Annotated in this window: 20 protein-coding genes; 17 read left to right on the top strand and 3 right to left on the bottom strand. The window is 73.0% G+C overall.

Translation table 11 applies throughout. The features are described from left to right. Positions 1-88: 88 nt before the first annotated feature. The 7 genes from glmS to ABD369_RS03975 all read left to right on the top strand — a co-directional run bounded on the left by glmS (position 89) and on the right by ABD369_RS03975 (position 7,911). Complete coding sequence (glmS, locus tag ABD369_RS04005; RefSeq protein WP_344634793.1) at positions 89-1,945, top strand: glutamine--fructose-6-phosphate transaminase (isomerizing); 1,857 nt, start codon at positions 89-91, stop codon at positions 1,943-1,945. 250 nt (positions 1,946-2,195) lie between these two features. After that, positions 2,196-2,564, top strand: coding sequence for a holo-ACP synthase (locus ABD369_RS04000; protein WP_344634792.1), 369 nt, complete (start codon positions 2,196-2,198; stop codon positions 2,562-2,564). 16 nt (positions 2,565-2,580) lie between these two features. Next, the gene (locus ABD369_RS03995; protein WP_344634791.1) at positions 2,581-4,074 is read left to right on the top strand and encodes an NAD(P)H-hydrate dehydratase; all 1,494 of its coding nucleotides are present in this window, start codon (positions 2,581-2,583) and stop codon (positions 4,072-4,074) included. Between the two features lie 223 nt (positions 4,075-4,297). Further along, complete coding sequence (gene alr, locus ABD369_RS03990) at positions 4,298-5,491, top strand: alanine racemase (protein WP_344634790.1); 1,194 nt, start codon at positions 4,298-4,300, stop codon at positions 5,489-5,491. After that, on the top strand, positions 5,488-6,864 hold the full coding sequence (locus tag ABD369_RS03985) for an alpha/beta fold hydrolase (RefSeq protein ID WP_344634789.1): 1,377 nt from the start codon (positions 5,488-5,490) through the stop codon (positions 6,862-6,864). The genes alr and ABD369_RS03985 overlap by 4 nt, the downstream gene beginning before the upstream one ends. 126 nt (positions 6,865-6,990) lie before the next feature. Further along, on the top strand, positions 6,991-7,494 hold the full coding sequence (tsaE, locus tag ABD369_RS03980) for a tRNA (adenosine(37)-N6)-threonylcarbamoyltransferase complex ATPase subunit type 1 TsaE (RefSeq protein ID WP_344635088.1): 504 nt from the start codon (positions 6,991-6,993) through the stop codon (positions 7,492-7,494). A 231-nt stretch (positions 7,495-7,725) separates the two neighbouring features. Further along, complete coding sequence (locus ABD369_RS03975; protein WP_344634788.1) at positions 7,726-7,911, top strand: hypothetical protein; 186 nt, start codon at positions 7,726-7,728, stop codon at positions 7,909-7,911. A gap of 116 nt (positions 7,912-8,027) precedes the next feature. Here ABD369_RS03975 and ABD369_RS03970 read toward each other — a convergent pair whose 3' ends face one another. Then, the gene (locus tag ABD369_RS03970; protein WP_344634787.1) at positions 8,028-8,624 is read right to left on the bottom strand and encodes a hypothetical protein; all 597 of its coding nucleotides are present in this window, start codon (positions 8,622-8,624) and stop codon (positions 8,028-8,030) included. Between the two features lie 132 nt (positions 8,625-8,756). Between ABD369_RS03970 and tsaB the strand changes: the two genes are divergently transcribed. From tsaB to ABD369_RS03945, 5 genes are read left to right on the top strand one after another with little or no spacing between them, the layout of a single operon-like run. Continuing rightward, positions 8,757-9,410 (top strand): tRNA (adenosine(37)-N6)-threonylcarbamoyltransferase complex dimerization subunit type 1 TsaB, encoded by a 654-nt coding sequence (gene tsaB, locus ABD369_RS03965; protein ID WP_344634786.1) that lies wholly within the window; start codon positions 8,757-8,759, stop codon positions 9,408-9,410. Positions 9,411-9,466: 56 nt separating this feature from the next. Continuing rightward, positions 9,467-9,964, top strand: coding sequence for a ribosomal protein S18-alanine N-acetyltransferase (rimI, locus tag ABD369_RS03960; RefSeq protein ID WP_344635087.1), 498 nt, complete (start codon positions 9,467-9,469; stop codon positions 9,962-9,964). A 27-nt stretch (positions 9,965-9,991) separates the two neighbouring features. After that, positions 9,992-11,086, top strand: coding sequence for a tRNA (adenosine(37)-N6)-threonylcarbamoyltransferase complex transferase subunit TsaD (gene tsaD, locus ABD369_RS03955; protein WP_344634785.1), 1,095 nt, complete (start codon positions 9,992-9,994; stop codon positions 11,084-11,086). Beyond that, positions 11,083-11,343 carry a hypothetical protein gene (locus ABD369_RS03950; protein WP_344634784.1) on the top strand — a complete coding sequence of 87 codons (261 nt, stop codon included), beginning with the start codon at positions 11,083-11,085 and terminating at the stop codon, positions 11,341-11,343. Before tsaD ends, ABD369_RS03950 begins: the two co-directional genes overlap by 4 nt. 50 nt (positions 11,344-11,393) lie before the next feature. Next, positions 11,394-12,269, top strand: coding sequence for a polysaccharide deacetylase family protein (locus tag ABD369_RS03945; protein ID WP_344634783.1), 876 nt, complete (start codon positions 11,394-11,396; stop codon positions 12,267-12,269). Between the two features lie 2 nt (positions 12,270-12,271). On the opposite strand, the gene ABD369_RS03940 is transcribed toward ABD369_RS03945, so the two are convergent. Next, complete coding sequence (locus tag ABD369_RS03940; protein ID WP_344634782.1) at positions 12,272-13,462, bottom strand: class I SAM-dependent methyltransferase; 1,191 nt, start codon at positions 13,460-13,462, stop codon at positions 12,272-12,274. A gap of 363 nt (positions 13,463-13,825) precedes the next feature. Between ABD369_RS03940 and groES the strand changes: the two genes are divergently transcribed. The 3 genes from groES (at position 13,826) to ABD369_RS03925 (ending at position 17,149) form a co-directional block, all read left to right on the top strand. Beyond that, a complete protein-coding gene (gene groES, locus ABD369_RS03935; protein ID WP_344634781.1) occupies positions 13,826-14,134 on the top strand; it encodes a co-chaperone GroES in 309 nt (102 codons plus the stop codon). Positions 14,135-14,232: 98 nt separating this feature from the next. Further along, positions 14,233-15,861 (top strand): chaperonin GroEL, encoded by a 1,629-nt coding sequence (gene groL / locus ABD369_RS03930; protein WP_344634780.1) that lies wholly within the window; start codon positions 14,233-14,235, stop codon positions 15,859-15,861. Between the two features lie 265 nt (positions 15,862-16,126). Continuing rightward, on the top strand, positions 16,127-17,149 hold the full coding sequence (locus ABD369_RS03925; protein WP_344634779.1) for a LysR family transcriptional regulator: 1,023 nt from the start codon (positions 16,127-16,129) through the stop codon (positions 17,147-17,149). Positions 17,150-17,234: 85 nt separating this feature from the next. On the opposite strand, the gene ABD369_RS03920 is transcribed toward ABD369_RS03925, so the two are convergent. Next, positions 17,235-17,567 (bottom strand): WhiB family transcriptional regulator, encoded by a 333-nt coding sequence (locus ABD369_RS03920; protein ID WP_344634778.1) that lies wholly within the window; start codon positions 17,565-17,567, stop codon positions 17,235-17,237. A gap of 536 nt (positions 17,568-18,103) precedes the next feature. On the opposite strand from ABD369_RS03920, the gene ABD369_RS03915 reads away from it, so the two are divergent. Together ABD369_RS03915 and shbA are read left to right on the top strand one after the other, a co-directional pair. Further along, entirely contained in the window at positions 18,104-18,715 is a 612-nt protein-coding gene (locus tag ABD369_RS03915; RefSeq protein WP_014136228.1) for a response regulator transcription factor, read from the top strand. Positions 18,716-19,019: 304 nt separating this feature from the next. Further along, positions 19,020-19,706, top strand: a complete 687-nt coding sequence (shbA, locus tag ABD369_RS03910) for an RNA polymerase sigma factor ShbA (RefSeq protein WP_344634777.1) — start codon at positions 19,020-19,022, stop codon at positions 19,704-19,706. Positions 19,707-19,895: the final 189 nt, after the last annotated feature.

Raw genomic sequence — 19,895 nt, 5'->3', positions numbered from 1 at the left:
TGGACCACCTGGGTGGTGTGGTGTCGGTCACGGGCTGTGGCCGGTTGGCTGGAACAAGGCGGGTCCTGGCACGCTTATGCTGGCTCACATGTGCGGAATTGTTGGATATGTGGGCTCTCAGACGGCCCTCGACGTAGTGATCGCAGGCCTGCAGCGGCTGGAGTACCGAGGGTACGACTCCGCCGGTGTGGCCGTGCAGACCCGGGGCGCCGACGGGCAGTGGAGCCTCGCCACCGACAAGCGGGCCGGGAAGCTCGCCAACCTGGAGAAGTCTCTCGCCGAGACGCCGCTGCCCACAGGCACGACCGGTATCGGCCACACCCGCTGGGCCACCCACGGCGGTCCGACCGATGCCAACGCCCACCCTCACCTGGACGACGACCGCAAGGTCGCCGTCGTCCACAACGGCATCATCGAGAACTTCGCCCAGCTGCGTGCGGAGATCGCCGAGCGCGGCCACACCCTGCGCTCGGAGACCGACACCGAGGTGGTCGCCCACCTGCTGGCCGAGGCGTACGACGGTGACCTGGCCGAGGCCATGCGGGCGGTCTGCCGCCAGCTGGACGGCGCGTTCACCCTGGTCGCGGTGCACGCGGACGCCCCGGACGTGGTGGTCGGCGCCCGCCGCAACTCGCCGCTGGTGGTCGGCCGCGGCGAGGGCGAGAACTTCCTCGCCTCCGACGTCGCCGCCTTCATCGCGCACACCCGCGAGGCGATCGAGCTGGGCCAGGACCAGGTCGTCGAGCTGCGCCGCGAGGGTGTCACGATCACCAACTTCGACGGCACCCCGGCCGAGGTGCGCGAGTACCACGTCGACTGGGACGCCTCCGCCGCCGAGAAGGGCGGCTACGACTACTTCATGCTCAAGGAGATCGCCGAGCAGCCGAAGGCCGTCGCCGACACCCTGCTCGGTCGGATCGGCGCCGACGGCCGGCTGACCCTGGACGAGCTGCGCATCTCCGACTCGGTGCTGCGCGAGGTCGACAAGGTCGTGATCGTCGCCTGCGGCACCGCGTACCACGCGGGCATGATCGCCAAGTACGCGATCGAGCACTGGACCCGCATCCCCTGCGAGGTCGAGGTCGCCTCGGAGTTCCGCTACCGCGACCCGATCATGGACGACCGCACCCTGGTGATCGCCATCTCGCAGTCCGGCGAGACCATGGACACCCTGATGGCGCTGCGGCACGCGCGCGAGCAGGGCGCCAAGGTGCTGGCGATCTGCAACACCAACGGCTCGACCATCCCGCGCGAGTCGGACGCGGTGCTGTACACCCACGCCGGCCCGGAGGTCGCGGTCGCGTCCACCAAGGCGTTCCTGACCCAGCTGGTGGCCTGCTACCTGGTCGCGCTGTACCTCGGCCAGGTCCGCGGCACCAAGTGGGGCGACGAGATCTTCGACATCATCCGCGAGCTCGGCGACGCGCCGAAGCAGGTGGAGCAGGTGCTGGAGACCATGGAGCCGGTGCGCGAGCTGGCCCGCTCGCTGGCCGACGCCCGCTCGGTGCTGTTCCTGGGCCGCCACGTCGGCTTCCCGGTGGCCCTGGAGGGTGCGCTCAAGCTCAAGGAGCTGGCGTACATGCACGCCGAGGGCTTCGCCGCGGGCGAGCTCAAGCACGGCCCGATCGCGCTGATCGAGGAGGGCCTGCCGGTCGTCGTGGTCGTGCCGTCCCCGCGCGGCCGCTCGATCCTGCACGACAAGATCGTCTCCAACATCCAGGAGATCCGGGCCCGTGGTGCCCGCACGATCGTGATCGCCGAGGAGGGCGACGAGGCCGTCGTCCCGTACGCCGACCACCTGATCCGCATCCCGGCCACCCCGACCCTGCTGCAGCCGCTGGTGTCGACCGTCCCGCTGCAGGTCTTCGCCTGCGAGCTGGCGACGGCCAAGGGCCACGAGGTGGACCAGCCGCGCAACCTGGCGAAGTCGGTCACGGTCGAGTAACCGGTCCTCGCGCCATGGGCCCGCTCCTCCCGGTTGCTCCGGGAGGGGCGGGCCCGCGCGTTCCAGGGCGCGACCACGTCGACGGTCGACGGGCCCCTGGCGTCGGTGGGGTGACGGAGCCGGACCGTCGTCGAACCACGTGACCGGCCCTGGTCTTCGCCATCGCCGTGTCCCTCCTGGTACGGATGTGACTGCAGTCCTTTCCAGTGGCCCGCGTTCCAGGTGGCAGATCGCACCGGGAGGTGCACAGATGATCATCGGAGTCGGGATCGACGTCGCGGAGATCGAGCGCTTCGAGGCCTCGCTGGCCCGGACACCGGGCCTGGCCGAACGGCTGTTCACTGCAGCTGAGCTGTGGCTGCCGTCCGGGCAGCGGCGCGGGACGGCCTCGCTGGCGGCGCGGTTCGCCGCCAAGGAGGCGCTGGCCAAGGCACTCGGCGCACCGCCGGGACTGCGCTGGACCGACGCCGAGGTGCACACCGAGGACTCCGGCCGGCCGGTGCTGCGGGTGACCGGTACGGTCGCGGCCCGGGCGGCGCAACTGGGCGTGGCGTCGTGGCACGTGTCGCTCAGCCATGACGCGGGCGTAGCGTCGGCGGTAGTGATCGCCGAAGGCTGAGTACGGGGAGGGCGCCGTGCGCCACGCACACACGGTCGGACAAGTACGTGCCGCGGAGGCCGAGCTGATGGCCCGGCTGCCCGGAGGCACCCTGATGCAGCGGGCCGCCGCCGGACTGGCCGCGACCTGCGCCCGGCTGCTCGGGCGGGTGTACGGCAGCCGGGTGCTGGTGCTCGCGGGCAGCGGGGACAACGGCGGTGACGCCCTGTACGCGGCCGCCCGGCTGGCCGGCCGCGGCGCGGCGGTCAGCGCGATCCTGCTCGCGCCCGAGAAGGCGCATGCGGGCGGCCTGGCCGCGCTGCGGGCGGCGGGCGGCCGCCTGACGTCCGACCTGAGCGCCTTCGAGCGGGCGGACCTGGTCCTCGACGGGATCGTCGGCATCGGCGCCCGGGGCGGGCTGCGGCCCGAGGCCCAGCGGTTCGCCCGGGCCGAGCGGCGCGGCGTGGTCGTCGCGGTGGACGTACCGAGCGGGGTCGACCCGGACAGCGGCGAGGTCGCCGGCGTCGCGCTGCGGGCGGACGTGACGGTCTGCTTCGGCACGTACAAGCCCGGGCTGCTGATCGACCCCGGCGCCTCGTACGCCGGCGCGCTCCAGCTGGTGGACATCGGCCTGGAGCCGCCCCGGCCCGCGGTGACGGTGCTGCAGCACCCGGATCTGGCAGCACTGCTCCCGGTGCCGTCGGCGGAGAGCGACAAGTACCGGCGGGGCGTGGTCGGGGTCGCGGCGGGGTCGGCGCGGTACCCGGGGGCGGCTCTGCTGGCGGTGGCGGGCGCGCTGCGGGGCGGGGCCGGGGCGGTGCGGTACGTGGGCACGGCGGCCGAGGAGGTGGTCCGGCGCTTCCCCGAGACCCTGGTCACCGAGGGTTCCCCGGCCGGGGCCGGCCGGGTGCAGGCCTGGGTGGTGGGGCCCGGCTCCGGGGACGGTGCCGCCCGCGCCCTGCAGGAGGCCCTGGCGGGCCAGGTCCCGGTGCTGGTCGACGCCGACGGCCTCACCGAACTGGCCCGCCTCGGCCCGACCGCGCTGGCCGGACGCACCGCGCCCACCGTGCTCACCCCGCACACCGGTGAGGCCGCCCGCCTCCTGGCCGGGCTGGGAGCCGGCGACGGCACCGGCGAGCCGGCCGGGACCGGTGCGGGGCAGCGGGACGGCGGCGGCTCGAGGGAGCCGGCCGAGGCCCGGCTGGCCACCGCGCGGCGGCTGGCCGAGGCGTACGGGGCGACGGTGCTGCTCAAGGGCTCCACGACGGTGATCGCCACGCCCGGGGGAGACGTCCGGGTGAACCCGACCGGCACCTCGTGGCTGGCCACGGCGGGCAGCGGCGACGTCCTCTCCGGTCTGGCCGGCTCGCTCCTCGCCGCCGGGCTCGGCCCGCTCGACGCCGCCTCGGCCGCCGCCTACCTGCACGGCCTGGCCGGTCGTGAGGCTGCCCGGGGCGGCGCCCCGGTCACCGCGCTGGACGTCGCCGCGGCGCTGCCGGCCGCCTGGCGGACCGTACGGTCCGTCCACTGACCGTTCCGGCGGCGCGGGGAGGCGCGAGGCGAGGGGGCGGCGGTGCCGTGCCGGAGGGGACCGCGTAAGGTGCGCCGTCCGGGGGCGCTGCCCCGAAGGACGCCCGTACGGTCCCTGGGAGGGAACCTCCAAGCGTCCCCGAGGCGTCTTGAGTGGTTCCTGCCGCCGCGTCGATCCAGGGGATGGCCGGGGGCGCCGAGCGGGTCTGGGAGACTGTTGCGCGATGACAACTGCGAACACGACCGGTCCGGCCCTTCTCACCGACGGGTTCCGGGCCGAGGCGACCATCGATCTGGCCGCCCTGCGCGGGAACCTGGCCTCGCTGCGGGAGCGCACCGGTGGGCCTGCGCTGATGGCGGTGGTCAAGGCGGATGCCTACGGCCACGGCGCGGTTCAGTGCGCCCGCGAGGCGGTCGCCGCAGGAGTGACCTGGCTGGGCACCGCCACGCCCGAGGAGGCGCTGGCGCTGCGCGCGGCCGGGATCGGCCCGGACCAGGCCCGGGTGCTGTGCTGGCTGTGGACGCCGGGCGGCCCCTGGGAGCAGGCGCTCCGCGCCGAGCTGGACGTCTCGGTGAGCGGCCAGTGGGCGATGGACGAGCTGCTGGCGGCGGTCCGGGCGACCGGCATCAGCGCCAGGGTGCACCTGAAGGCCGACACCGGCCTGGGCCGCAACGGCTGCCAGCCGCACGACTGGCCGGAGCTGGTCGCCCGGGCGCGGCGCGCCGAGACCGAGGGCCTGCTGAAGGTGGTCGGCATCTGGTCGCACTTCGCGGCGGCGGACGAGCCGGGCCACCCGTCCGTCCAGGCACAGCTGGACAGCTTCGCCGCCGCCCTGGCACAGGCGGAGGGCGGCGGGCTGCGCCCGGAGGTACGGCACATCGCCAACTCCCCGGCGACCCTGCTGCTCCCGCAGTCGCACTACGACCTGGTCCGTACGGGCCTGGCCATGTACGGCGTCTCGCCGGTCCCCGAGGTCGGCTCGCCCGCCGATTTCGGGCTGCGTCCGGTGATGGCGCTGACCACCCGGCTGGCGCTGGTGAAGTCGGTGCCCGGCGGCCACGGGGTCAGTTACGGGCACCACTACACGACCCCCGGTGAGACCACCCTGGGCCTGGTCCCGGTCGGGTACGCGGACGGGATCCCGCGCCACGCGAGCAGCGCCGGACCGGTGCTGGTGGGCGGCAAGTGGCGGACCGTCGCCGGCCGGGTCGCGATGGACCAGTTCGTCGTCGACCTGGGCGGTGACACGCCCGAGGCCGGCGAGGAGGTGCTGCTGTTCGGGAACGGCGAGCGCGGCGAGCCGACCGCCGAGGACTGGGCGCTGGCCGCCGGCACCATCGCGTACGAGATCGTCACCCGGATCGGTTCCCGGGTACCCCGCCGCTACCTGGGCGCCTCGTGGGGGCAGCGGCCGTGAGCGAGCCGACCGGCAGCAGCCCGGTGGCCGCCGTGGCGAAGGTCGCGAAGGCTGCCGAGTCGGCCTCGGCCGGGGTGAGCCGGGCCGGGCTGATCGGCATCTCGGTAGGTGTGGTCGCCGCCGGTGCCGCCGCCGGAGTGGCGATAGAGCGGCTGACGGTCGGCCGCACCATGCGCCGCCGGGCGCGCCAGGAGCTGGACGCCGCCGCGCCGTACGGTTCGCTGCGCGGCCGCCCGCGCACGGTGCCCGCCCCGGACGGCACCGAGCTGTACGTGGAGCTGGACGGCACCGGCTGGCCGGCCCCCGTCCAGGTGCACCCCGAGGACGGCCGGACCGGGCGCGGCTGGTTCACCCGCAGGCGCGGCGACGGCCAGGTCGACCGGACGGGCCTGCCCGGCGTGCTGGCGGGGTCGGGCACGCTGGCCGGGGCGGCGGGCCGCCGCAGCTTCGGGGCCACCCATGAGCCCCGGCCGCCGCTGACCGTGGTCTTCTGCCACGGCTACTGCCTCGCCCAGGACAGCTGGCACTTCCAGCGCGCCGCGCTGCGCGAGGGCATGCGGCTGGTCTTCTGGGACCAGCGCAGCCACGGCCGCTCCGAGCGCTCCCGGTCCTACCTGGCCGGGGAGAACGCCTCGATCGACCAGCTGGGCGGCGACCTCAAGGCCGTCATCGACGCGGTCGCCCCGGAGGGCCCGATCGTCCTGGTCGGCCACTCGATGGGCGGCATGACCGTGATGGCCCTCGCCGACCAGCACCCCGAACTGTTCCGCGAGCGGGTGGCCGCGGTCGCCCTGATCGGTACCCTGGCCGGCGACTGGGACTCCGTCACGCTCGGTCTGCCCGCGGCCGGGGCCAAGCTGCTGCGCCGCCTGGCCCCCGGAGTGGTGCGCCTGCTCGGCCGACAGGTCGAACTGGTGGAGGCCACCCGCCGCCTCGGCGCGGACCTGACCAGCGTGGTGTACCGCAGGTTCTCCTTCGGGACCAAGGATGTGGACCCGGCCGTGGTCCGGTTCTCCGAGCAGCTGCTGGACGCCACCCCGATCGACGTGGTCGCCGAGTTCTACCCGGCCTTCAGCGCCCACGAGAAGATTGCCGCGCTGGCCACCCTGCGCGGCATCCCGACCCTGGTGCTGGCCGGCACCAAGGACCTGCTCACGCCGCCCGAGCACAGCGAGGCGATCGCCCGCGAGCTGCCCGAGGCGGAGTTGGTGCTGGTCCAGGACGCCGGTCACCTGGTGATGCTGGAACGGCCCGAGCTGGTCTGCCGGCGGCTCGCCGCGCTGCTCGGGCAGGCCGTCGAGCACGTCGGCGCGGCGGCACTGCCGCAGTCCGTCCACGACCTCGCCGCGCCGGACGGCAGCCCCGAAGCCTGACCGCGGCCGGAGCCGACGGAGCCGGCCGGCCCCTACCCGGCTCGATCCCGTCCGGCCGGCCCCTACCCGGCCGGCCGAACGCGGCCGGCTTGACGCCCCACTCCCCGGAAGGAAACCGTGACCTTGATGGGCCCGCAGACCGCCATCACCGTTGCCTCGCCCGAGCGGATGAACCGGCTCGGCCGGGACCTCGCCGCCCTGCTGAGGGCGGGTGACCTGGTGCTGCTCTCCGGCGAGTTGGGTGCCGGGAAGACCACCCTGACCCGAGGGCTCGGCGAGGGCCTGGGGGTGCGGGGGGCGGTCACCTCGCCGACCTTCGTGATCGCCCGGGTGCACCCCTCGCTGACCGGTGGCCCCGCGCTGGTGCACGTGGACGCCTACCGGCTGGGCGGTGGTCTGGAGGAGATGGAGGACCTCGACCTGGACGTCTCGCTGCCCGCGTCGGTGGTCGTGGTCGAGTGGGGCGAGGGCAAGGTCGAGCAGCTGACGGAGGACCGGCTCGAAGTCCGGATCGAACGGGCGATCGGCGGCGCGGCCGCGGCCGAGGACGACACGGACCCGCGCCAGGTGACGCTCACCGGCATCGGTGCGCGCTGGGCCGAGGTCGACCTCTCGGCGCTGGTGGCCTGAGGGCGCTCGCGGTCCGACCTGCCGGCCGCTGCTCCGGCGGCGGCCGGGCGGTCCGCGTCGAATCGGCCTGGGCCGTTCGGCGTAATCCGCCCGGGTCAACCACCGGAACGAGTGAAGCCCGTCGCACGTCCGGGGGAGCTTTCCGACAAGGTGTCGGCAAACTGTTGCGGCCGGGTGGCCCGGCATGGTGGGATGGTCTCGCGGTTAGGTCTGCCTAACTAGGGAGGCGCCATGCAGAGCACCACCCCCGCCGCCAAGCCCGCCCCGCGCCCGCGGGACGAGGCGCCCCGACCCGCCGAGGGAGAGCGGGCGGTTCCGATGCGTGCCCTGCTCGCCGCCTGCGCGGCCGCCGCCGCCGTGTCGACCCCGCCGGAGCCCGGCGCCCGGCCGCCCGCCGCGCCACCGCGGGCCGCCTGACCTGCGGCTTCTTCACCTGCTTCGCCATGCCGGGGGTGGTGTCACTCCCGGCCCACTGCTGCCGTTGCCCGGAAGACGACCGCGGCCCGGAAGTCCGGGTCCCGCTAACCCGGGGGTTACGGGACGACGACGACCCGGGTGCCGCTCGGGGCGAAGTCCCACAGGGTCTGCCCGTCGGCCCGGGTGGAGCGGATGCCGCCGGTCCTGGGCCTGGCCGGGTCGGCCTCGGAGGGCGTCGGGACCGGGGACGCGCTCGGGGTGTCGACGAGGGCGCTGAAGCCGAAGACCGTCCCGTTCTGCTGGGCGAACCGGACCACGTGCTCGACGCGGCGCCCGTCGGTGCCGGTGGTGGCTACCGTGCGGCTGTAGACGATGTAGTTGCCGATGGTCGGGGCGGCGCTGCCCGGGGTGACGTTGAAGGCGGCCTGTACCGGCGGGGTCTTCTTCGGGTCCACCAGCCAGACCGCGCGGCTGCCGAGCGAGTAGACCACCCGCCGGCCGGTTCCGGAGGCGACGGGCAGCAGGGGCGGGGCCTGGCTCTCGCCGGGGGAGGGGGCGGCCGTGGTGGCGGTGGGGGTGCCGGCGCTCGTCGAGGGCTTCGCCGCGAGCGCCCGGCTCTGGGCGCCGTCCGCCTGGAAGGCCAGCAGTCCGACCACCGCCAGGGCACCGACGGTCAGGCCGGTGACCACCACTCCAGGACGCGTGCTCGCCACGTGCGCTCCGATCGCCGCCTTGTGCTGTCCGGGCCCATCGTGCCAGGTCCGCCGGGCGGGGCAGGCTTGATCCGGACGTGTGTTCCGAACCAGTACGAAATGTCGACCCTGGCGACCCTCTAACCTTGACTCGTGCTGCTGCTCGCGTTCGACACCGCAACCCCCGCCGTCACCGCCGCCGTCCACGACGGCACGGCCGTCCTCGCCGAGACCTTCCAGGTCGATGCCAGACGGCACGGTGAGCTGCTGCTTCCCGCCGTGGACGAGGTGCTGGGCGCCGCAGGCGTCGACAAGCACCAGCTGACCGCCATCGCGGTGGGCGTCGGCCCGGGCCCGTACACCGGCCTGCGGGTCGGCCTGGTCACCGCCGCCGCGCTGGGCCACGCGCTCGGTCTGCCCGTGTACGGCGTCTGCACCCTGGACGCCGTCGCCCACCAGGCCCGTACCGAGGGGCTGACCGGGCCGTTCACGGTCGCCACGGACGCGCGGCGCAAGGAGGTCTACTGGGCCTCCTACGACACCTCCGGCGCCCGGACCCGGGGCCCGGCCGTTGACCGCCCGGCCGAGCTGACCCCCGAGGCCCGTTCGGTCGGCGCCGGTGCGCTGCTCTACCCCGAGGCATTCCCCGGCGCGCACGGACCCGAGCACGTTTCGGCCGGTGCGCTCGCCGACTTCGCCGTCACCGAGCTGGCCGCCGGACGCGAGCTGCTGCCGAACGCCCCGCTCTACCTGCGTCGCCCGGACGCCCAGGTGCCCGCGGGCTACAAGGCGGTGCTCCCCGCGTGACGAGCGAGCGCACCGAGCTCGCGGCGGGACATCGCGGAGCGGTGGCCCTGAGGCCGATGCGCTGGTGGGACATCGGGCCGGTGATGGAGCTCGAACTCCGGCTCTTCCCCGACGACGCCTGGTCGCACGGCATGTTCTGGTCCGAGCTGGCCGAGGCCCGCCCCGGCGGCAGCCGCCACTACACCGTCGCCACCACCCCGGACGGCGCGGTGGTCGGCTACGCGGGGCTGATGACGGTGGCCGGCGAGGGCGACGTCCAGACCATCGCGGTCGAGCCGGGTCACCAGGGCGCGGGCCTCGGCGCCGCTCTGCTGACCGACCTGGTCGCCGAGGCCGCCCGGCGCGGCTGCGCCGAGCTGCTCCTGGAGGTGCGGGTGGACAACCTGCGCGCCCAGCACCTCTACGAGCGCTTCGGTTTCGAACCGGTCGGCGTCCGGCGCGGCTACTACCAGCCCGCCAACGTGGACGCGCTGGTCATGCGGCTCGACCACCCGAGGGAGGACGCCCCGCAGCGGGACGTCCCCCGGTACGACATGAAGCCCAGTACGACGTGAAGCAGTACGACGTGAAGGAACCCGATCATGGCTGACGAACCGCTCGTCCTCGGTATCGAGACCTCCTGCGACGAGACCGGCGTCGGCATCGTCCGGGGCACCACCCTGCTGGCCGACGCGGTCGCCTCCAGCGTCAACGACCACGCCCGGTTCGGCGGTGTGGTGCCCGAGATCGCCAGCCGCGCGCACCTGGAGGCGATGATCCCGACCATCCAGCGCGCCCTGGACACCGCCGGGATCAAGGCGTCCGACCTGGACGGCATCGCCGTCACCGCGGGTCCCGGCCTGGCCGGCGCGCTGCTGGTCGGGGTGAGCGCCGCGAAGGCGTACGCCTGGGCGCTGGACAAGCCGCTGTACGGGGTCAACCACCTCGCCTCGCACATCTGCGTGGACCAGCTGGAGCACGGGCGGCTGCCGCAGCCCACGATGGCGCTGCTGGTCTCCGGCGGGCACTCCTCGCTGCTGCTCAGCGAGGACATCACCACCGATGTCCGCCCGCTCGGCGCGACCATCGACGACGCGGCGGGCGAGGCCTTCGACAAGGTCGCACGGGTGCTGGGCCTGGGCTTCCCCGGCGGCCCGGTGGTGGACCGCAGGGCCCGCGAGGGTGACCCGAAGGCGATCGCCTTCCCGCGCGGCCTCAGCGGCGCCAAGGACCCGGAGTACGACTTCTCCTTCTCCGGCCTGAAGACCGCCGTGGCCCGCTGGGTGGAGGCCAAGCGCCGGGCGGGGGAGGAGGTGCCGGTCGCCGACGTCGCCGCGTCCTTCCAGGAGGCCGTCACGGATGTGCTCACCCGCAAGGCGGTCAAGGCGTGCAAGGCCAACGGCGTCGACCACCTGATGATCGGCGGCGGCGTGGCGGCCAACTCCCGGCTGCGCGAGATGGCCCAGCAGCGCTGCGACAAGGCGGGCATCGTGCTGCGGGTGCCGCGCCCGGGCCTGTGCACCGACAACGGCGCGATGGTCGCCGCGCTCGGCGCCGAGATGGTCTGGCGGAACCGGACGCCGTCCGCCTTCGACCTGTCGGCGGACTCCTCGCTGCCGGTCACCGAGGTCTCCGTACCGGCGGCGGTCGGGCACGGCGACCTGCACTCCGCCGCGCACGAGGCGCTGAAGGGATGACCCTCGCGCAGATGTGGGAGGCCCGTGCGGCCGAGGGCCGGGGCGGCGAACTGCACCGCTGGGTGCACGAGGCCGCCCTGCCCGCGCTGCGCGGCAGCGCCGGGCTCGCCCGTACCGAGGTGTTCACCGCCGCCGGGGACCGGGTGCTGCTGATCACCTGGTGGACGGCCGAACCCGTCCCGGTCCCCGACCCGCCGGCCGAGCTGTTGGCCCGTCCGGCCCACCGCTGGAGTTTCACCAGCAACCACGTGGAATAGCGTGGCGTCCCGTCAAGTGTTCGAAGAACGACGACGGGAAGCGCGGCGCGGTGAAGAACTACAGGATGTACGCGGCCGGGACGGCGGTGCTCATATCGACGCTGACCGCCTGCAGCAGCAGCGGGGGCGGCACGAGCGCCGCGTCCCAGGCCCCGGCGGCCCCCTCGGCGCAGGCCTCCGCCTCCCCGCAGGCCGCGGCCTCCTCGGCGGCGCCGCAGGCGGATGCCGCGGCCTGGGCGAAGTGGAAGCTCAAGCCGCTGCCCGAGGCGCCCGCCGCCCCGGCCGACAAGCCGATCAAGCTGACCGCCAAGGGTCAGGTCCCGGTCTTCAGCGAGGTCCCGACCAAGGACAAGATCGTCTTCGTCACCATCGACGACGGCGCCGAGAAGGACCCCAAGTTCGTCGAGATGCTGACCGACCTCAAGGTCCCGGTCACGATGTTCCTGACCAAGGACATCATCAAGAGCGACTACGGCTACTTCAAGCCGCTGCAGGCCCTCGGCAACCACATCCAGAACCACACCGTGGACCATCCGCAGATGAGCAAGATCTCGCCGGCCAAGCAGAAGTCCGAGGTCTGCGAGGACCAGGCGACGCTCACCGAGCAGTACGGCAAAGCACCGCTGCTCTTCCGCCCGCCGTTCGGGGACGGCGCGCACACCGCGGCGCTGAACACAGCGGTCCAGGAGTGCGGCCCGCGCGCGGTGGTGCTCTGGCAGGAGTCGATGCAGGTCCACGACATGCAGTACCAGACCGGCGACAAGAAGCTGAAGCCCGGCGACATCATCCTGGCGCACTTCCGCGGCCCCTCCGAGCTGCACGGCGAGACCATGACCGAGATGTTCGGCGAGCTGCTCAGTCGGATCCAGGAGCAGGGCTTCGCCGTCGCCCGGCTGGAGGACTACATCCAGGCGCCCGCCGGCTGAGTTCAGGCACCCACCGGCTGGGCCGCCGTCACCGGCCTGGCCAGCATCATCAGCGGACCGTGGTCGGTGCGGCTGAGGATCACCGTCAGCTCGTTCGGGCCACTGGGCTTGAGCTGGCGGCGCAACTCCTCCGGGGTGATGCCGATGCCGCGCTTCTTGATCACCACGGTGCCGACCCCACGCTCGCGCAGCAGTGCCTTGAGCTTCTTCACGTTGAACGGCAACACGTCGCTGATCTCGTAGGCGTGCGCGTAGGGGGTCGGAGCCAGCCGGTCCGAGGTCACGTACGCGATCATCGGGTCGATCAGCCGCCCGTCCACCTGCCCGGCCACCTCGGCGACCAGGTGGGCCCGGATCACCGCGCCGTCCGGCTCGTACAGGTAGCGGCCCACCGGACCCGCCTCGGGGTCGGGCAGGCGGCCGCCGGTCAGGGTGTGGGGGCCGGGCAGCAGGGTCGCGCGGTGCGGCTGGGCGGCCCGGGTGCCGAACCAGAGCGCGGCCTCCTTCACCTCGCCGTGGTCGGAGACCCACTCGGCCTCGGCGTCCTCGGGGACCAGCTCGTGCGGGATGCCCGGCGCGACCTTGAGCGCTCCGAACGGCGTACGGCGGGCGGCCCCGATCGCCCAGGAGAGCGGCGGTGAGTACGCCTCGGGGTCGAACACCCGGCCGCGCGAGGTGCGCCGCGCCGGATCGGTGAAGAGCGCGTCGTACCCGGTCACGTCCACCTCGGTGACGTCCGCGCAGCGCACCTCGATCAGCTCGGCCAGGCCCAGTGCGGCGGCGTTCGCCCCGGCGACCGCGCAGGTCAGCGGGTCGCGGTCGACCGCCAGTACGGAGATCCCCAGCCGGGCCAGTGCGATGGCGTCGCCGCCGATCCCGCAGCACAGGTCGGCCAGCCGGCGCACCCCCAGCTCGGCGAAGCGCCGCGCGCGCCACTCGGCCACGCTGCGGCGGGTCGCCTGCTCGACCCCGTTGGGTGTGAAGTACAGCCGGTCCGCCAGATCGCCGAACTTCGCCCTGGCCCGCTGCCGCAGCTGCGCCTGGGCGAGCGCGGCCGACACCAGCTCGGCCGGGTGCCCGCGGCGCAGCCGGGTGGCCACCGCGAGTTCCTCGCCGGCCTTGAAGTCACGCAGCTCGGCCAGCAGCGTCTGGCCCTCGTCGGTCAGCAGGGCCCGGAACGATTCGATCTCCACGGGGCCATTCTCCCCGTTCGGCACGGACCGGCCGGTCGTCCCGCCGACCCGGGGTGGGGCTGCGCCGCTCCCCGGCGGGGCGGATCGCGTCTGGCGCCGGCGCGCTCACGGTGCTCCGGCGGCCGGTGATTCGAGCACGAGTGCGGTTGATTGGCCGCTTCGAGCGGGTTCCGCGGAACACCGAGCCACGCCGTTGGCACTCTGGTTGACTGAGTGCTAACGGCCCCCTATGGTCGTTCCTGGCACTCTCCACCGGGAGAGTGCTAACGCGATCGAGCGTGTCTGACCCCCGCGACGGCAGGCCCGCAGGCATCGCCACCAACCTGTAGGACTACCCCGTAATCTCCGAAGGGGAGCTCGGACGTGACCACCGTCAGCAGCAAGGTTGCCATCAAGCCGCTCGAGGACCGCATCGTGGTCCAGCCGCTCGAGGCCGAGACCACCACGGCCTCCGGCCTGGTTATCCCGGACACTGCCAAGGAGAAGCCCCAGGAGGGCGTCGTCCTGGCCGTCGGCCCGGGCCGCTTCGAGGACGGCCAGCGTCTCCCGCTCGACGTGAAGGTCGGTGACGTCGTCCTGTACTCGAAGTACGGCGGCACCGAGGTCAAGTACAACAACGAGGAGTACCTCGTCCTGTCGGCCCGCGACGTCCTCGCGATCGTCGAGAAGTAAGTCGTAGCGACCCGCCCCGGATCCGTGTCGGACCAGACACAGGAGCCCGGGGCGCGGTTGTTGGCTCACGTACGCAGAAACCCCGAGGGAACGGAACCATGGCGAAGATCCTGCAGTTCGACGAGGACGCCCGCCGCTCGCTGGAGCGCGGTGTCAACAAGCTGGCCGACACCGTCAAGGTGACCATCGGCCCCAAGGGCCGCAACGTCGTCATCGACAAGAAGTTCGGCGCTCCGACCATCACCAACGACGGTGTGACCATCGCCCGCGAGGTCGAGCTGGACGACCCGTACGAGAACCTCGGCGCCCAGCTGGTCAAGGAGGTCGCCACCAAGACCAACGACGTCGCCGGTGACGGCACCACCACTGCCACCGTGCTGGCCCAGGCCCTGGTCAACGAGGGTCTGCGCAACGTCGCCGCCGGTGCCGGCCCGGCCGCCCTGAAGAAGGGCATCGACAAGGCCGTCGCCGCCGTTTCCGAGCACCTGCTCTCCGTCGCCCGCGAGATCGAGGGCAAGGACGACGTCGCCGCCGTCGCCTCGCTCTCCGCGCAGGACACCCAGGTCGGCGAGCTGATCGCCGAGGCGATCGACAAGGTCGGCAAGGACGGTGTCATCACCGTCGAGGAGTCGAACACCTTCGGCGTGGAGCTGGACTTCACCGAGGGCATGCAGTTCGACAAGGGTTACCTCTCGCCGTACTTCGTCACCGACGCCGAGCGTCAGGAGGCGGTCCTGGAGGACCCGTACATCCTGATCAACCAGAGCAAGATCTCCTCCATCCAGGAGCTGCTCCCGCTGCTCGAGAAGATCCTGCAGAGCGGCGCCTCCAAGCCGCTGCTGATCATCGCCGAGGACGTGGACGGCGAGGCGCTCTCCACCCTCGTGGTGAACAAGATCCGTGGCACCTTCAACGCCGTGGCCGTCAAGGCCCCGGGCTTCGGTGACCGCCGCAAGGCCATCCTCGGCGACCTGGCCGTCCTGACCGGCGCCACCGTCATCTCCGAGGAGGTCGGCCTCAAGCTCGAGCAGGCCGGTCTGGACGTGCTGGGCACCGCCCGCCGCGTGACCATCACCAAGGACGAGACCACCGTCGTCGACGGTGCCGGCGACGCCGAGGCCGTCGCGGGCCGGGTCGCCCAGATCAAGGCCGAGATCGCCGTCACCGACTCGGACTGGGACCGCGAGAAGCTGCAGGAGCGCCTGGCCAAGCTGGCCGGCGGCGTCTGCGTCATCAAGGTCGGTGCCGCCACCGAGGTGGAGCTCAAGGAGCGCAAGCACCGTCTGGAGGACGCCATCTCGGCGACCCGCGCCGCGGTCGAGGAGGGCATCGTCGCCGGTGGTGGCGCCTCCCTGGTCCACGCCGCCAAGGTGCTCGAGGACGGCCTGGGCCTGACCGGCGACGAGGCGACCGGTGTCGCCGTCGTCCGCCGCGCGCTGGTCGAGCCGCTGCGCTGGATCGCCCAGAACGCCGGCCTGGAGGGCTACGTCATCACCTCCAAGGTCTCCGAGCTGGAGGCCGGCCAGGGCTACAACGCCGCCACCGGTGAGTACGGCGACCTGGTCAAGGCCGGCGTCATCGACCCGGTCAAGGTCACCCGCTCCGCCCTGGAGAACGCCGCCTCCATCGCTTCCCTGCTGCTCACCACCGAGACCCTCGTGGTGGAGAAGAAGGTCGAGGAGGAGGCCGCCGGTCACTCGCACGGCGGCCACGGCCACGCCCACTGACACTCGCTGCCGGTGACCGGAGGTCCGGCCCGTACCCTGTGGGGTGCGAGCCGGGCCTCCGGCGTTTTCCCGGCTGTTGGGGGGCGGCCTTCCGGCCTGCGCGAGCGGCGCTTCGCCGGCCGGGCCCGTCGTACCGCGGATGCCGGTGCACTACGCCGGCCGGGGTGCGCCGCGCATGCCCGCACGCTGAGGGCCTGAGCGCGCCGAAACCCGCTGGATATCAGCAAAATTTTGAAATAGCCAAAGTCTGCCTTATAACTGAGGCATGATCGAGGCCCGCCATCTGCGTGTCCTGCGCGCTGTCGCCAAGACCGGCTCCTTCTCCGCAGCCGCCCGTGAGCTCGGCTGCACCCAGCCCGCCGTGAGCCAGCAGATGAAGGCGCTGGAGAAGTCCGTCGCCACCCCGCTGGTGGTCCGCTCGGGCCGGGGCATGCAGCTGAGCGAGGCGGGTCAGGTGCTGCTCAAGCACGCCGCCGGCATCCTGGCCGGCCTCTGCGCGGCCGAGGAGGAAGTGGCGGCGATCGCCGGCCTGCGGGCCGGCCGGGTGCGGCTGGTCTCCTTCCCGACGGCCTCCTCCGCCCTGGTCCCGCCGGCGGTGGCCCGGCTGCGGGGCGCGCACCCGGGGGTGCGGGTGTCCCTGGTCGAGGCCGAGCCGCCGGAGTCGCTGGCGATGCTTCGCGGCGGCGAGTGCGAGATCGCGCTGGCCTTCCGCTACCCGGAGTCCCAGGGCGGGATCTTCCCGGCCGGTGCGCACGCCACGCCGCGCGAGGCCCGCGCCGAGGCGACCCTGGAGGCGGCCGCCGCGCTGGCCGCCAACGACTGGTCCGACCTGGTGGTCCGGCAACTGCTGGACGATCCGCTGGTCGGGCTGCTTCCGGCGGGGCACCCACTGGCCGGACGGGACGAGGACAACCCGGTGGACCTGGTCGAACTGGCGGCCGAGCAGTGGATCGCGGGCTGCCCGCAGTGCCGGGGGCATCTGGTGGAGCTCTGCGCCGCCGCAGGTTTTGAGCCCCGGATCGACTTCGCCACCGACGACTACCCGGCGGTGGTCGGCCTGGTCGCGGCCGGTCTCGGGGTGGCGGTACTGCCGGGCCTCGCGCTGCGCTCGGTGCGGCAGGCGGGCGTCGCGGCGGTGCCGGTACGGGCGGCGGGCGGCGAGGCGGCGGCCCGTCAGGTGGTGGCGCTGACCCTGCCGGACCTCGCCGAGGTGCCGGCCGTCGCGCTGATGCTGGACCAGCTCTCGGCCTCCCTGGACCAGCTCTCGGGTGCCGGGCTCGCCGGCTGACCATTACTCCGTACGGGTGAGTAGGGCGGGCCCGTGGCACACGGAAGCCTCGTGAAGAAACGTTTCTTCACGAGGTATCGGAATGTCAGTGACCTGCCGCCGTGGGCATGCTGAGCGGCACCTGGACCTCGGTCAACCGGTTGCGGGAGCGGCCCATCAGCTCCTCGCGCTCGTCTTCGGTCAGGCCGCCCCAGACGCCGTAGGGCTCGCGCACGGCCAGTGCGTGTGCCGCGCACTCTGCCCTCACCGGGCACCGCATGCAGACCTCCTTGGCGCTGGCCTCGCGTGAGCTTCGCGCGGCCCCGCGCTCACCCTCCGGGTGGAAGAAGAGCGAACTGTCCACGCCGCGGCAGGCGGCGGAGAGTTGCCAGTCCCAGAGGTCTGCGTTGGGGCCGGGGAGGCGGGAGAAATCTGCCATGGCTCATTCCCTTCGAGGGTTCGACGCCGGGAGACTCGTCGGCTCGGCGAGGTCGCGACAGGACCGGTATGGACACCTGGAAATATGACTTACGGCAGCTACTGGGACAAGTCACCCACAGAGTTACGCAACAGTCAATGACCGTACGGAAGCTATAAAAACGGACAAATTCGGGCATGGTGTTTGGCGGTGCCGCTGTGGCAACCGGGTGGCACCTGGGGGCGTGGGCGGGCCGCACGGTGCGCGCATGGCGCACGGACCGCGCGCGAGCAGCACAAAAGTGCGGCGTGTGCACCGCGAGGTGGCCGATCCGTAATGGGTTGGCCACGTACAGTGGTGGAGAAGGCTCCGAAGGCCGTAACTCATTCGAGTGACGGTCGTTGGTTGTGCGGAGGCGGTTAGCGGGCGCCGGGCGTCGGGAACGGTCGCGGGACATCCACGATCCAGACGAAGTCCGTCGCCGATCGGCCGTGTCGGAGAGAGTTCGAACCAGCCAGGAGGCTCAACGTGACGCGGATCAGCTGCGGAGGACGGTCATGACATCCGTACTCGTCTGCGACGATTCCCCCCTCGCCCGGGAGGCGCTTCGCCGCGCGGTGGCGACGGTGCCCGGCGTCGACCGGGTGACCACTGCGACCAACGGTGAGGAGGTACTCCGCCGCTGGGTGGCCGATCGCTCCGATCTCGTTCTGATGGACGTCCGGATGCCGGGCCTGGGCGGTGTGGAGACCGTCCGGCGGCTGCTGTCGGCGGACCCGGGCGCCCGCATCATCATGCTCACCGTCGCCGAGGACCTGGACGGGGTCGCCCTCGCGGTGGCTGCCGGCGCCCGGGGCTATCTGCACAAGGACGCCTCGCGCGCCGAACTGCGGGCCACCGTCACCCAGGCGCTGGCCGACCCGACCTGGCGGCTCGCCCCGCGCCGGCTGCGCAGTCCCGACATGGGTGCGGCGCCCACGCTGACGGCGCGTGAGATCCAGGTGCTCGAAGGCATGAGCCACGGGCGCAGCAACGCGGAGATCGGCCGGGAGCTGTTCCTGTCCGAGGACACCGTCAAAACCCATGCCAGGCGCCTGTTCAAGAAACTGGGCGCGTCGGACCGCGCGCACGCGGTGGCCCTCGGTTTCCGCTGGGGTCTGGTCCGCTGAGAGAGGCCGCCCGGCCGTTTCGATCGCTCAGACGTATGACGTTGTGGTCCCGAGGCTGCACCATGGAGTTGTGGAGCACCTCGGGGACCGGCGGACAGAAACTGCGGCGAAGAGTGCGGCCGCAGGAGGCTCGGCGATCGGAACGGAACAAGGCATCTCCGGGCCGGCAGTGGCTTCGGAGGGCGGGGCGGGAGGCGGCGCGGTGCGCACGGCGGCGACGCACGGTGGTGCGGTGCATAACGTTCCGATGCACAACTCCGGACGCGGTGCCGCGTTTTCCGGTTCGACCAGGCACCATGGACCGATGTACGACGACGAGGCTCGGTCCGACGAGCACCCGCCCGGTGCTCCCATCGCGGATCAGGCGGATCGGTCGTACCCGGAGGAGGACGAGGTGCGTCCCCCGGTGCTCGGTGCCGGCGGCTCGGCACAGCTCGCCGGGCTGGTCGCGGCCGCCGTGCGCGGCGAGGGTCCCGCGATCGACGCGCTGCTCGCCTACGTCCATCCGCTCGCCCTGCGTTACTGCCGGGGCCGGCTGGTCCGGCTGCCCGGCGGTGCCCGGCACCACGTGGACGACGTGGCCCAGGAGGTCTGCGTCGCGGTGCTCTGCGCGCTGCCGCGCTACAAGGACGAGGGCCGTCCCTTCGAGGCGTTCGTGTACGGGATCGCCGCGCACAAGATCGCGGACCTGCAGCGGGCCGCGATGCGCGGCCCCGGCTCCACCGTGATCCCGCCCGACGACCTGCCCGAGCTGCCGGACGAGGCGCTCGGCCCGGAGGAACGGGCGCTGCTCAGCAGCGACGCCGCCTGGGCCAAGGAACTGCTCTCCAACCTGCCCGCCAGGCAGCGCGAACTCGTGCTGCTGCGGGTGGCCGCCGGGTTGTCGGCGGAGGAGACCGGCGAGGTGCTCGGGATGTCCCCGGGGGCCGTCCGGGTCGCTCAGCACCGGGCGTTGAGCCGGCTGCGGGCGCTGGCGGAAGAGTCCTCGTAGTTCGGGTGTTGTCAAGGAGCGCGTTCCATTACCCCGGACACCAGTACCATGGGGTATCGGCGCCTGGTCGGGTTGCCCAAAGTTTCGTGGGTGTGCGCGGGGTCCTCCCGGAGGATCCTCCAAACGCCGAAGCGTTCTGGTGGCCTGGGCCCTGCGCTGGTGCGCGCGCGGGTGGATGGGGCCGGTTGT

This window comes from Kitasatospora cystarginea, from assembly GCF_039533515.1.
Lineage (GTDB): Bacteria > Actinomycetota > Actinomycetes > Streptomycetales > Streptomycetaceae > Kitasatospora > Kitasatospora cystarginea.
Note: the sequence above shows the minus strand (reverse complement) of the source record. Positions and strands in the feature narration are given on the sequence as shown.

Coding starts and splice junctions, on each gene's coding strand:
- groL (WP_344634780.1), top strand. CDS start 14,233: ATGGCGAAGATCCTGCAGTTCGACGAGGACGCCCGCCGCTCGCTGGAG.
- shbA (WP_344634777.1), top strand. CDS start 19,020: ATGTACGACGACGAGGCTCGGTCCGACGAGCACCCGCCCGGTGCTCCC.
- ABD369_RS03920 (WP_344634778.1), bottom strand. CDS start 17,567: ATGGCAGATTTCTCCCGCCTCCCCGGCCCCAACGCAGACCTCTGGGAC.
- tsaD (WP_344634785.1), top strand. CDS start 9,992: ATGGCTGACGAACCGCTCGTCCTCGGTATCGAGACCTCCTGCGACGAG.
- ABD369_RS03915 (WP_014136228.1), top strand. CDS start 18,104: ATGACATCCGTACTCGTCTGCGACGATTCCCCCCTCGCCCGGGAGGCG.
- rimI (WP_344635087.1), top strand. CDS start 9,467: ATGCGCTGGTGGGACATCGGGCCGGTGATGGAGCTCGAACTCCGGCTC.
- glmS (WP_344634793.1), top strand. CDS start 89: ATGTGCGGAATTGTTGGATATGTGGGCTCTCAGACGGCCCTCGACGTA.
- ABD369_RS03925 (WP_344634779.1), top strand. CDS start 16,127: ATGATCGAGGCCCGCCATCTGCGTGTCCTGCGCGCTGTCGCCAAGACC.
- alr (WP_344634790.1), top strand. CDS start 4,298: ATGACAACTGCGAACACGACCGGTCCGGCCCTTCTCACCGACGGGTTC.
- ABD369_RS04000 (WP_344634792.1), top strand. CDS start 2,196: ATGATCATCGGAGTCGGGATCGACGTCGCGGAGATCGAGCGCTTCGAG.
- ABD369_RS03950 (WP_344634784.1), top strand. CDS start 11,083: ATGACCCTCGCGCAGATGTGGGAGGCCCGTGCGGCCGAGGGCCGGGGC.
- tsaE (WP_344635088.1), top strand. CDS start 6,991: ATGGGCCCGCAGACCGCCATCACCGTTGCCTCGCCCGAGCGGATGAAC.
- ABD369_RS03975 (WP_344634788.1), top strand. CDS start 7,726: ATGCAGAGCACCACCCCCGCCGCCAAGCCCGCCCCGCGCCCGCGGGAC.